General features: G+C 62.5%; 12 protein-coding genes. 11 read left to right on the top strand and 1 reads right to left on the bottom strand.

Features of this window, described 5'->3' with window-relative positions; all coding sequences use genetic code 11:
* Positions 1–702 (bottom strand): crosslink repair DNA glycosylase YcaQ family protein (locus EOA85_RS15335; RefSeq protein WP_164759674.1); only part of this gene is annotated, 702 nt, incomplete at its 3' end.
* 336 nt (positions 703–1038) lie between these two features.
* Between EOA85_RS15335 and EOA85_RS15330 the strand changes: the two genes are divergently transcribed.
* The 11 genes from EOA85_RS15330 to EOA85_RS15280 all read left to right on the top strand — a co-directional run.
* On the top strand, positions 1039–1404 hold the full coding sequence (locus EOA85_RS15330) for an NADH-quinone oxidoreductase subunit A (protein WP_127210083.1): 366 nt from the start codon (positions 1039–1041) through the stop codon (positions 1402–1404).
* Positions 1395–1976 (top strand): NADH-quinone oxidoreductase subunit B, encoded by a 582-nt coding sequence (locus EOA85_RS15325; RefSeq protein WP_027156092.1) that lies wholly within the window; start codon positions 1395–1397, stop codon positions 1974–1976. Before EOA85_RS15330 ends, EOA85_RS15325 begins: the two co-directional genes overlap by 10 nt.
* Before the next feature lie 5 nt (positions 1977–1981).
* On the top strand, positions 1982–2584 hold the full coding sequence (locus tag EOA85_RS15320; protein WP_127210081.1) for an NADH-quinone oxidoreductase subunit C: 603 nt from the start codon (positions 1982–1984) through the stop codon (positions 2582–2584).
* Entirely contained in the window at positions 2585–3775 is a 1191-nt protein-coding gene (locus EOA85_RS15315) for an NADH-quinone oxidoreductase subunit D (protein WP_127210079.1), read from the top strand.
* Entirely contained in the window at positions 3776–4852 is a 1077-nt protein-coding gene (gene nuoE / locus EOA85_RS15310) for an NADH-quinone oxidoreductase subunit NuoE (protein ID WP_245485780.1), read from the top strand.
* Between the two features lie 10 nt (positions 4853–4862).
* A complete protein-coding gene (gene nuoF, locus EOA85_RS15305; RefSeq protein ID WP_127210077.1) occupies positions 4863–6167 on the top strand; it encodes an NADH-quinone oxidoreductase subunit NuoF in 1305 nt (434 codons plus the stop codon).
* Between the two features lie 146 nt (positions 6168–6313).
* Positions 6314–6997: an NADH-ubiquinone dehydrogenase gene (locus EOA85_RS15300; RefSeq protein WP_127210075.1), complete on the top strand. Its 684-nt coding sequence runs from the start codon at positions 6314–6316 to the stop codon at positions 6995–6997.
* 75 nt (positions 6998–7072) lie between these two features.
* Positions 7073–9154 (top strand): NADH-quinone oxidoreductase subunit NuoG, encoded by a 2082-nt coding sequence (nuoG, locus tag EOA85_RS15295; protein WP_127210073.1) that lies wholly within the window; start codon positions 7073–7075, stop codon positions 9152–9154.
* 2 nt (positions 9155–9156) lie between these two features.
* The gene (gene nuoH / locus EOA85_RS15290; protein WP_023798860.1) at positions 9157–10200 is read left to right on the top strand and encodes an NADH-quinone oxidoreductase subunit NuoH; all 1044 of its coding nucleotides are present in this window, start codon (positions 9157–9159) and stop codon (positions 10198–10200) included.
* Positions 10200–10691 carry an NADH-quinone oxidoreductase subunit NuoI gene (gene nuoI, locus EOA85_RS15285; RefSeq protein WP_023798861.1) on the top strand — a complete coding sequence of 164 codons (492 nt, stop codon included), beginning with the start codon at positions 10200–10202 and terminating at the stop codon, positions 10689–10691. Before nuoH ends, nuoI begins: the two co-directional genes overlap by 1 nt.
* A gap of 236 nt (positions 10692–10927) precedes the next feature.
* The coding region (locus EOA85_RS15280; protein ID WP_127210071.1) for an NADH-quinone oxidoreductase subunit J at positions 10928–11237 on the top strand (310 nt) is incomplete at its 3' end.

Genomic DNA, 11237 nt, shown 5'->3' with positions numbered 1-11237 from the left:
GAAATAATCGCGCAGGTCGCCCGCCGTCGCGACCCCGTGGGCGCGGGCGGAAATGCGCAGCAATTCGCGGTGCGCATCCTCAGGGGAGGGCACTGGCAGGGCAAGTATCGCAGGCGGCAGCACGCGCTCCGGCAGATCGTAGCGCCGCTCGAAGCCACGACGCGACGCCGTGGTGATGCGGCCGGCCCAGAACAGCCATTCGAAAGCGTGCTTGGCATCGCTCCAGCCCCACCAGCCGCCCGAGCCTTTCTGGCCTTCCAGGGCGGAAGCGGCGATCGGGCCGCGTTGAACGACCTCGCGATAGATGTCTTCAATGTAGGCGGCGCGCTCGCGGCCCCACTTGGCCAGCCCGTTATACATTTCCTCGCCGCGCTCGGCCCGCTCCATGCGCCAGCGCATCAGTGGATAGGTCTCGACCGGCAGAAAGGAGGCCTCATGCGCCCAATATTCGAAGACTTTGCGCTTGCGCGTCACGGCGGCGTTGTCGAGCAGCGCAAGCGGGTAGGGGCCAAGCCGCGAATAGAGCGGCATATAGTGAGCACGCACCACCGCACTGACGGAATCGATCTGCAGCAGGCCGGTGCGGGCAAGGACGCGGGCCAGATGGCGGCGATCAGGCGTGCTGTTAGGGCGAGGATCGGCAAACCCCTGTGCGGCAAGCGCGATGCGCCGGGCCATGGCGAGCGAGATTTTTTCCTTCATGCAGACGGCACTCTGTTGGCGTTCGACCCAAGGTTTGGACGATGATTCCGCGCCATGCTAGCAGGGTTTTGGCGGCATCTATGTCAGGAGAGAAAACTGGAGTAAAAGTTGAAAGAAATCAAACAGGAGCGGATCGGACCAGTTTATCCGGATATGCCGTCCAGGCACCGTGTTTTGAACAAGGTTTGACTTGCTTCGCCGAAGGCGCTGCGCTAACCCTCGCCGCGTTGCAGCATAGAGCCTCCTAAAACGGTTCAGTGGTTAAACTGTCACGCTTCCGCAAGTGGGTCCGGTGCTGTAATCAGAGTGGATTGGCCGCCAACGGAAAGCTGCAGCATGAACGCATTGTTGAGTTCGTACCTGCCCATCGTCCTGTTCATCGGCGTGGCGCTGGTCGTCGGCCTGGCGCTGCTTGCCGCCCCCTTTCTGGTGGCCTTCCGCAACCCAGATCCGGAAAAGCTTTCCGCCTACGAGTGCGGCTTCAATTCGTTCGACGACGCCCGCATGAAGTTCGACATCCGCTTCTACCTAGTGTCGATCCTGTTCATCATCTTCGATCTGGAAGTGGCCTTCCTGTTCCCGTGGGCCGTGTCTTTCAGCCAGATCGGCATACTCGGTTTCTGGTCGATGATGGTGTTTTTGGCGGTGCTGACCATCGGCTTCGCCTATGAATGGAAGAAAGGAGCGCTGGAATGGGATTGAGCGACAATTCCGGCACGCTCGTCGCGCCGAAGCCGAAGGGCATTCTCGACCCCAGCACCGGGAAGCCGGTGGGGGCGAATGATCCATTCTTCCTCGAGATCAACAACGAACTTGCCGACAAGGGTTTTCTCGTCACCTCCACCGAGGCGCTGATCACCTGGGCGCGCAGCGGCTCGCTGATGTTCATGACCTTTGGTCTCGCCTGTTGCGCGGTCGAAATGATCCACACCTCGATGCCGCGCTATGACTCGGAGAGGTTCGGTGTTGCTCCTCGCGCGTCTCCGCGCCAGTCCGACATCATGATCGTCGCCGGCACGCTGACCAACAAGATGGCGCCGGCGCTGCGCAAGGTCTACGATCAGATGCCGGAGCCGCGCTACGTCATCTCGATGGGCTCCTGCGCCAATGGCGGCGGCTACTATCATTATTCCTATTCGGTGGTGCGCGGCTGCGACCGCGTCGTGCCGGTCGACATCTACGTGCCCGGCTGCCCGCCGAGTGCGGAAGCGCTGCTTTACGGCATTCTTCTCCTGCAGAAGAAGATCCGCCGCACCGGCACGATCGAACGGTGAGCGGCATGAGCCAGTCCTTGAGTGAACTCTCGACCTATCTCGGAGAGAAGCTGAACGGCCGGATCGGCGAGGCGGTGCTTGCCTATGGCGAACTCACCATCTCTGTCGAGCCGCACGATCTGATCGAGGTGATAACCTTCCTGCGCGACGATCAAAAATGCCAGTTCATTTCGATCATCGATGTGTGCGGCGCCGATTATCCGTCGCGGGCCAATCGCTTCGACGTCGTCTATCATCTGCTGTCGCCGAAGCAGAATGTTCGCATCCGGCTCAAGGTGCAGGCTGACGAAGAGACGGTGGTGCCATCTATCACCGGTGTGTTTCCGGGCGCCGACTGGTTCGAACGCGAAACCTACGATCTCTATGGCGTGCTGTTTTCGGGCCATCCCGATCTCAGGCGGATTCTGACCGATTACGGCTTCGAGGGTCATCCGCTGCGCAAGGATTTTCCGCTGACCGGTTTCGTCGAGGTGCGCTACGACGACGAGGCCAAGCGGGTCATCTACGAGCCGGTGGAATTGAAGCAGGAATTCCGCAATTTCGATTTTCTGTCTCCGTGGGAAGGTACGGATTACGTGCTCCCGGGGGATGAGAAGGCAAAGCAGTAAATGGCTGAAACCTCCGTTCGCAACTTCAACATCAATTTCGGTCCGCAACATCCGGCGGCGCATGGCGTTTTGCGCCTCGTGCTGGAGCTTGATGGCGAAGTCGTCGATCGCGTCGATCCGCATATCGGGCTGTTGCATCGCGGCACTGAAAAGCTGATCGAAGCCAAAACCTATCTGCAGGCGGTGCCATATCTCGACCGGCTCGACTATTGCGCGCCGATGAACCAGGAGCATGCCTTCGCGCTTGCCGCCGAGCGACTGCTCGGCATCGAAGTGCCGAAGCGCGGCCAGCTGATCCGCGTGCTTTATTGCGAGATCGGCCGCATCATGTCGCACATCCTCAATGTGACGACGCAGGCGATGGATGTCGGCGCGCTGACGCCGCCCTTGTGGGGCTTCGTCGAGCGCGAAAAACTCATGGTATTCTATGAGCGGGCCAGCGGTTCGCGCATGCATGCGGCCTATTTCCGGCCCGGCGGCGTCCACCAGGACCTGCCGCAGAAGCTGGTCGAGGATATCGGCAACTGGATCGACCCGTTCCTGAAATCGCTCGACGATCTTGACGCACTGCTGACCGGCAACCGCATCTTCAAGCAGCGCAATGTCGATATCGGCACGGTGTCGCTGGCCGATGCCTGGGCCTGGGGTTTTTCCGGCGTGATGGTGCGCGGCTCGGGTGTGGCCTGGGACCTGCGCAAGTCGCAGCCCTACGAATGTTATTCGGAGATGGATTTCGACATCCCGATCGGCAAGAACGGCGACTGTTTCGACCGCTATCTCGTGCGCATGGAAGAGATGCGCCAGTCGGCGAAGATCATGCGCCAGTGCGTCGACCTGCTGCTCGGCAAGGAAGGTGCGGGGCCGGTGTCGAATCTCGACGGCAAGGTGGTGCCGCCGAAGCGTGCGGCGATGAAGCGTTCGATGGAAGCGCTGATCCATCACTTCAAGCTCTACACCGAAGGCTACCGCGTGCCGGCGGGCGAGGTCTATGCTGCGGTCGAAGCGCCGAAAGGCGAGTTCGGCGTATACCTGATCTCGGACGGCACCAACAAACCCTATCGCTGCAAGCTGCGCGCGCCAGGCTTCGCGCATCTGCAGGCCATGGACTTTTTGTGCCGTGGCCACATGTTGGCCGACGTTACCGCCGTTCTCGGCTCCCTCGACATCGTGTTTGGTGAGGTCGATCGCTAAATGTCAGTCCGCCGTCTCGCAGAAGCCAGCGTCCAGCCAGCCTCGTTCGCCTTCAGCCGGGCGAATGCGGCAGCGGCGAAGCAATGGATCAAGAAATACCCGAAGGGCCGCGAGCAATCGGCGATCATCCCCTTGCTGATGCTGGCGCAGGAGCAGGAAGGCTGGGTGACCAAGGCGGCGATCGAGGCGATCTCCGACATGCTCGGCATGCCCTACATCAGGGGGCTGGAGGTCGCCACCTTCTACACGCAATACCAGCTCAATCCGGTCGGCACCCGCGCGCATATCCAGGTCTGCGGCACCACGCCCTGCATGCTGCGCGGCTCGGAAGCGCTGATGGACGTGTGCCGCTCGAAGATCCATCACGACCAGTTCCACACCAACGACAAGGGTACGCTGTCGTGGGAGGAGGTCGAATGCCTTGGCGCCTGCGTCAACGCGCCGATGGTGATGATTTTCAAGGACACGTTCGAGGACCTGACGCCGGAGCGGCTTGCCGAGATCATCGATCTTTACGACGCCGGCAAGGGCGCCTCGGTGACGCCGGGCCCGCAGAATGGCCGCATCACCTCCGAGCCGATCACCGGCCTGACGACGCTGAAGAGCGAAAAGGCGATCCTGAAGACGACCCGCGACAGGGAAGCCAAGGCAGCCGCCAAGGCCGCCAGGGAGGCCGCGCCAACGGCAATTGTCGCAACGCCGGCGGCTCCGGCCGCACAGGTACCGGCTCCCCCTGTCGCGCCATCGAAAGCCAGCAAGCCGAAGACCGATGCGCCCGAAACCAGCCCGGCGCTGAGGTCGCCTTCCCCGACGAAGGTCGCACCAGAGACGGAGAAGGCGGCGAGCGTCGCCGCACCGCGGCATTCGGCGGCCAACGCCAACAAGGCCGCGCCGGAGGTCGAAAAGGTTTCGAAACAGCGCAGCGGTCCCAAGACCAAGGCTGAGCCAACGGCTGCTTTCAAGGCGCCGGAATTGAAGAATGCGCCGTTGGGCGCTGGCGGCAAGAAGATAGCCGCCAAGCCGGCCAAGCCGTCGCTCATGGACAAGAATCGGCCCACCGGCAAGAAACCGGTCTGAGGAACGAACAATGCTTCAGGACAGAGACCGCATCTTCAACAACATCTACGGCCGCTTCGACAAGTCGCTGGCCGGCGCGATGGCGCGCGGCGCCTGGGACAACACGCCTGGCATCATCGCCAAGGGGCGCGACTGGATCGTCAACGAGATGAAGGCATCCGGCTTGCGCGGCCGCGGCGGCGCCGGCTTCCCGACCGGGCTGAAATGGTCGTTCATGCCCAAGCAGAGCGACGGGAGGCCGAGCTATCTCGTCGTCAATGCCGACGAATCCGAACCCGGCACGTGCAAGGACCGTGACATATTGCGCCACGACCCGCACACGCTGGTCGAGGGCTGCCTGATCGCCGGCTTCGCCATGGGCGCGGTCGCCGCCTACATCTATGTGCGCGGCGAGTTCATCCGCGAGCGCGAGGCGCTGCAGCGCGCCATCGACGAGGCCTATGAGGCCAAGCTGATCGGCAAGAATAACACGTCCGGCTACGACTTCGACATCTACATGCACCATGGCGCCGGCGCCTATATCTGTGGCGAGGAAACGGCGCTGCTCGAAAGCCTCGAAGGCAAGAAGGGCCAGCCGCGGCTGAAGCCGCCATTTCCGGCCAATGTCGGCCTCTATGGCTGCCCGACGACGGTCAACAATGTCGAGTCGATCGCGGTGGCGCCGACCATTTTGCGCCGCGGCGCTGCCTGGTTCTCGTCCTTCGGCCGGCCCAACAATGTCGGCACCAAGCTGTTCTGCATCTCCGGCCACGTCAACAATCCGTGCACCGTCGAAGAGGCGATGTCGATCCCGTTCCGCGAGCTGATCGAGACGCATTGCGGCGGCATTCGCGGCGGCTGGGACAATCTGCTGGCGGTCATTCCGGGCGGCGCTTCTGTGCCGCTGGTGCCGGCGGAGCAGATCATCGACGCGCCGATGGATTTCGATGCGCTGCGCGACCTGAAATCGGGCCTCGGCACGGCGGCTGTCGTCGTCATGGACAAATCGACCGATATCGTGAAGGCGATCGCGCGGCTTTCATACTTCTACAAGCACGAGAGTTGCGGCCAATGCACGCCGTGCCGCGAAGGCACCGGCTGGATGTGGCGGGTGATGGAGCGGCTGGTGCGCGGCGAGGCGCAGAAGCGTGAGATCGATATGCTGCTCGACGTGACCAAACAGGTCGAAGGCCACACGATCTGCGCGCTGGGCGACGCGGCGGCGTGGCCGATCCAAGGCCTGATGCGGCATTTCCGCGGCGAGGTGGAGCGGCGCATCGACGAGTTTTCGCGCAACGCGCACCGCGCAGAGCCGGTGATGGTGGCGGCGGAATAGACAAGAAATTTGTAAAGACGGGCGACTGGAATGCGGGCAAGTGCCCGATTTGAAATACGGGCAAGTGCCCGATTTGAGATACGGGCAAGTGCCCGATTTGAGGAAACAGGCCGGGGCATACGGAAGAAACGACCAGGAGACCACCTATGTCGCTGAATTCGAGACCCGATCATTTGATGCCAGATTTGGACCCGTTCGAGAAGATGAACCAGGACCTGACCAGGATGATGCCGAAGGAGATGGCCAGCGCCGTCAATCTCCTGGCGCACCCTGTTGCGGGTGCGGCGGCGCTGTCGGCGCTCGGCTTCGGGCTTGCCAATCATGCCTTTGGGGTGTGGATGGGCGTGCTCTCGGGCGCCGCCGAGGCCTCGCAGCGGCTTTTCCAGCCGATCGTCGACGATTTCGATGCCAGAGTCGAACGCTTTTCCGGGACAGGGACAAGCTCCTCGACCAAGGCGCGCGCGGCGACGAAAACCCTGATCGCCGATGCGCAGTCCTTCGCCAGGAACGTGAATGACATAGCGGCGAGCGGCATTACACGGAGCGCGGTGGATGCGGCTGCCGCGCCGACCGGGTTGATGCCCGAGGACTTCAAGCAGCCCAAGGCCATGGATCGTCCGGCAAATCCGGCCGACCTCAAGGCGATATCGGGGATCGGGCCGAAGCTGGAAGAGGTGCTGAACGGCTTGGGGATCTGGACCTACGGCCAGATTGCGGCATGGACGCCGGAAGAGATCGCCTGGGTCGACGATTATCTGTCGTTCAAGGGCCGCATCGAGCGTGACGACTGGCTTGGCCAGGCGGCGGTGCTGGCCGCGGCCAAACATTGAATTCAATGCCGGGCGCGGTTTCGGTTGCGCCCCGGAAAGAAAGATTGCGGAATGTCCGCAGGGGTTTGAGACGACATGGCAAAGCTCAAGGTCGACGGGAAAGAGATTACTGTACCCGACCACTACACGCTGCTGCAGGCAGCCGAGGACGCCGGCGCGGAAGTGCCGCGCTTCTGCTTCCATGAGCGGCTGTCGATCGCCGGCAACTGCCGCATGTGCCTGATCGAGGTGAAGGGCGGTCCGCCCAAGCCGCAGGCGTCCTGCGCCATGGGCGTGCGCGACCTGCGCTCCGGACCGAATGGCGAAACGCCGGAAATTTTTACCAACACGCCGATGGTCAAGAAGGCCAGGGAAGGCGTGATGGAATTCCTGCTGATCAACCATCCGCTGGATTGCCCGATCTGCGATCAGGGCGGCGAGTGCGACCTGCAGGACCAGGCGATGGCGTTCGGCGTCGATTCCTCGCGCTATCACGAGAACAAGCGGGCGGTCGAAGACAAGTATATCGGGCCGCTGGTCAAAACGATCATGAACCGCTGCATCCATTGCACGCGCTGCGTTCGCTTCACCACCGAAATTGCCGGTATTTCCGAGCTCGGCCTGATCGGCCGCGGCGAGGACGCCGAGATCACCACCTATCTAGAAAGCGCGATGACCTCAGAACTGCAGGGCAACGTCATCGACCTTTGCCCGGTCGGCGCGCTGACCTCCAAACCCTACGCCTTCCAGGCACGGCCGTGGGAGCTGACCAAGACCGAATCCATCGACGTGATGGATGCTGTCGGCTCGGCGATCCGCGTCGATTCCAGAGGCCGCGAAGTGATGCGCATCCTGCCGCGCACCAACGAGGCGGTGAACGAGGAGTGGATTTCCGACAAGACCCGCTTCATCTGGGACGGCTTGCGCACCCAGCGCCTCGACCGGCCATACGTCCGCAAGAACGGCAAGCTGGCCCCGGCAAGCTGGGCCGAGGCTTTCTCCGCGATCAAGGAAGCGGTGTCGAGCACTGCACCCGACAAGATCGGCGCCATTGCAGGTGATCTCGCCGCCGTCGAGGAGATCTATGCGCTGAAGCTGCTGATGGCCTCGCTCGGCTCGAAGAACACCGACTGCCGCCAAGACGGTGCCGCGCTCGATCCGTCGCTCGGCCGGGCAAGCTATATCTTCAACCCGACCATCGAGGGCATCGAGCAGGCCGACGCGGTGCTGATCATCGGCGCCAATCCGCGCTTCGAGGCGCCCTTGCTCAACGCCCGCATCCGCAAGCGCTGGCGAGTCGGCAACCTGCCCGTCGGCGTTATCGGCGATGTCGGCGACATGCGCTACGACTATGAGCAGCTCGGCGCCGGAACGGAATCGCTGAAGGATCTGGCCGACGGCAACGGCAAGTTCTTCCAGATGCTGAAGAAAGCGACGCATCCGCTTGTTATCGTCGGCCAGGGTGCGCTGGCACGCTCGGATGGCGCGGCCGTGCTCGGCCAGGCGGCGAAGCTCGCCACCGCCGTCAATGCCGCTAGAGCCGACTGGAACGGGTTTGCCGTGATGCACACTGCGGCGGCGCGTGTCGGCGGGCTCGATGTCGGCTTCGTGCCGGGTGAGGGCGGCAAAAACGTCGCCGGAATGCTGGGCGATATGGACGTGCTGTTCCTGCTTGGCGCCGACGAGATCGACATGGCCAAGACCGGCGGCGCCTTCGTCGTTTATATCGGCACGCATGGCGATCAGGGCGCGCACCGCGCCAACGTTATCCTGCCGGGCGCCGCCTATACCGAAAAATCGGGCACCTACGTCAACACCGAGGGCCGCGTGCAGCAGACCAACCGTGCCGGCTTCGCGCCGGGCGATGCGCGCGAGGACTGGGCGATCCTGCGGGCGCTGTCGGATGTGCTGGGCAAGAAGCTGCCGTTCGATTCGCTGCCGCAGCTTCGCGCGAAACTCTATTCGGAATACCCGCATCTTGCCCGCATCGACCAGGTGGCGGCCGGCAACGTTGACGATGTCGCCAAAGTGGCGAAGCTCGGCGGGCGGCTGAACAAGGGCGCCTTCACCTCGCCGGTCAAGGATTTCTACCTGACCAACCCGATCGCGCGGGCTTCCGCCGTGATGGCGGAATGCTCGGCGCTGGCGAAAAACGGCTTCAGGCAGGCGGCGGAATAAGCATGGACACCTTCTTCTCCTTCTACGTGCTGCCGGCGCTGCTCATCCTGTTGAAGTCGGTCGTGCTGATCGTCGTGCTGTTGATCTTCGTCGCCTACATCCTGTACGCGGACCGCAAGATTTGGGCGGCGGTGCAGCTGCGCCGCGGCCCGAACGTCGTCGGTCCATGGGGCACGCTGCAGGCTTTCGCCGACCTTCTGAAGTTCGTGTTCAAGGAGCCGGTGATTCCGTCCGGCGCCAACAAGGGCGTTTTTCTGCTGGCGCCTTTGGTTTCGGCAGTGCTGGCGATCTCGGCCTGGGCGGTGATCCCGGTCAACGAGGGCTGGGCGATCGCCAACGTCAATGTCGGCATCCTCTATGTCTTCGCCATCTCCTCGCTCGAGGTCTATGGCGTGATCATGGGCGGCTGGGCGTCCAACTCGAAATATCCGTTCCTCGGCGCGCTGCGCTCGGCGGCGCAGATGGTGTCCTACGAGGTCTCGATCGGCTTCGTCATTGTCACCGTGCTGCTTTGCGTCGGCTCTCTCAACCTGTCCGACATCGTGCTGTCGCAGCAGGATGGGCTGGGCACGCGGGTTGGCCTGCCCAACACCTTCCTCGACTGGCATTGGCTGTCGCTGTTCCCGATGTTCGTCATCTTCTTCATCTCGGCGCTGGCCGAAACGAACCGCCCGCCTTTTGACCTTGTCGAAGCCGAATCCGAACTCGTCGCCGGCCATATGGTCGAATATTCGTCGACGCCGTTCCTGCTGTTCTTCCTCGGCGAGTATGTCGCCATCGTGCTGATGTGCGCGCTGGCCACCATCCTGTTCCTCGGCGGCTGGCTGCCGCCCTTCGACTTCGCTCCTTTCACCTGGGTGCCGGGTCTGATCTGGTTCGTGCTCAAGGTCTGCCTGGTGTTCTTCATGATCTCCATGGTGAAGGCTTTCGTGCCGCGCTACCGCTACGACCAGCTGATGCGGCTCGGCTGGAAGGTCTTCCTGCCGATCTCGCTGGCGATGGTGGTGATCGTCGCCGCGTTCCTCAAGATCACGGGGTTTGCGTGATGTCCGCTCTAGCCCAAGCCGCCAAGTCTCTGCTCTTGCAGGACTTCGTCAGCGCCTTCTTCCTGTCGATGCGCCAGTTCTTCGCGCCGAAGGAGACGATCAACTATCCGCACGAGAAGGGGCCGACCAGCCCGCGCTTCCGCGGCGAGCATGCGCTGCGCCGCTATCCGAACGGCGAGGAACGCTGCATCGCCTGCAAATTGTGCGAGGCGATCTGCCCGGCGCAGGCCATCACCATCGAGGCCGGCCCGCGCCGCAACGACGGCACGCGCCGCACGGTGCGTTACGATATCGATATGGTGAAGTGCATCTATTGCGGCTTTTGCCAGGAGGCCTGCCCGGTCGACGCCATCGTCGAGGGGCCGAATTTCGAATTCGCCACCGAGACGCGCGAGGAACTTTATTACGACAAGGACAAGCTGCTGGCCAATGGCGACCGCTGGGAGCGCGAACTGGCGCGCAACATTTCGCTGGATGCGCCGTATCGCTGACATTTGACGCATGGACGGGGCGAGAGGCCTCGTTCAGAGGATGATCCCGAAAAGTTGCAGACGTTTCGGACAAAGATCATCCACCGAAGTAAGAGAGTGGCGCATGTTTCTTTCGATCGGGTCTTTCAACCCGATCGGAACATGCGCTAGGAACACGCGGCTTCGGCACCGGAGGCGGAACGAAGCACACAACGGACAGGGCGAAAGCCGGTCCGACAGGAACCCCGGGGGAACCCATGCTAAATGGACTAGAGGCGGCCTTTTTCTACCTCTTCGCCTTTGTCGCGGTGGCGTCGGCGTTCATGGTCATTTCGGCGCGCAATCCCGTGCATTCGGTGCTGTTCCTGATCCTGACCTTCTTCAACGCTGCGGGCCTGTTCATGCTGACCGGCGCCGAGTTCCTGGCGATGATCCTGCTCGTCGTCTATGTCGGCGCGGTCATGGTGCTGTTCCTGTTCGTCGTCATGATGCTCGACGTCGATTTCGCCGAAATGAAGGAAGGCGCCCTGCAATATGCGCCGATCGGCGCGCTGGTCGGGCTGATCC

The organism is Mesorhizobium sp. M5C.F.Ca.IN.020.29.1.1 (assembly GCF_003997375.1).
GTDB lineage: Bacteria > Pseudomonadota > Alphaproteobacteria > Rhizobiales > Rhizobiaceae > Mesorhizobium > Mesorhizobium wenxiniae.
The sequence above is the reverse complement of the archived record's forward strand: the minus strand, read 5'-3'. Positions and strand labels throughout refer to the sequence as shown.

What these genes read in the sequence shown, in the direction of transcription:
- nuoF (WP_127210077.1), top strand. Translation starts at nt 4,863, where the DNA reads ATGCTTCAGGACAGAGACCGCATCTTCAACAACATCTACGGCCGCTTC.
- nuoH (WP_023798860.1), top strand. Translation starts at nt 9,157, where the DNA reads ATGGACACCTTCTTCTCCTTCTACGTGCTGCCGGCGCTGCTCATCCTG.
- EOA85_RS15300 (WP_127210075.1), top strand. Translation starts at nt 6,314, where the DNA reads ATGTCGCTGAATTCGAGACCCGATCATTTGATGCCAGATTTGGACCCG.
- nuoI (WP_023798861.1), top strand. Translation starts at nt 10,200, where the DNA reads ATGTCCGCTCTAGCCCAAGCCGCCAAGTCTCTGCTCTTGCAGGACTTC.
- EOA85_RS15330 (WP_127210083.1), top strand. Translation starts at nt 1,039, where the DNA reads ATGAACGCATTGTTGAGTTCGTACCTGCCCATCGTCCTGTTCATCGGC.
- EOA85_RS15315 (WP_127210079.1), top strand. Translation starts at nt 2,585, where the DNA reads ATGGCTGAAACCTCCGTTCGCAACTTCAACATCAATTTCGGTCCGCAA.
- EOA85_RS15320 (WP_127210081.1), top strand. Translation starts at nt 1,982, where the DNA reads ATGAGCCAGTCCTTGAGTGAACTCTCGACCTATCTCGGAGAGAAGCTG.
- nuoG (WP_127210073.1), top strand. Translation starts at nt 7,073, where the DNA reads ATGGCAAAGCTCAAGGTCGACGGGAAAGAGATTACTGTACCCGACCAC.
- nuoE (WP_245485780.1), top strand. Translation starts at nt 3,776, where the DNA reads ATGTCAGTCCGCCGTCTCGCAGAAGCCAGCGTCCAGCCAGCCTCGTTC.
- EOA85_RS15325 (WP_027156092.1), top strand. Translation starts at nt 1,395, where the DNA reads ATGGGATTGAGCGACAATTCCGGCACGCTCGTCGCGCCGAAGCCGAAG.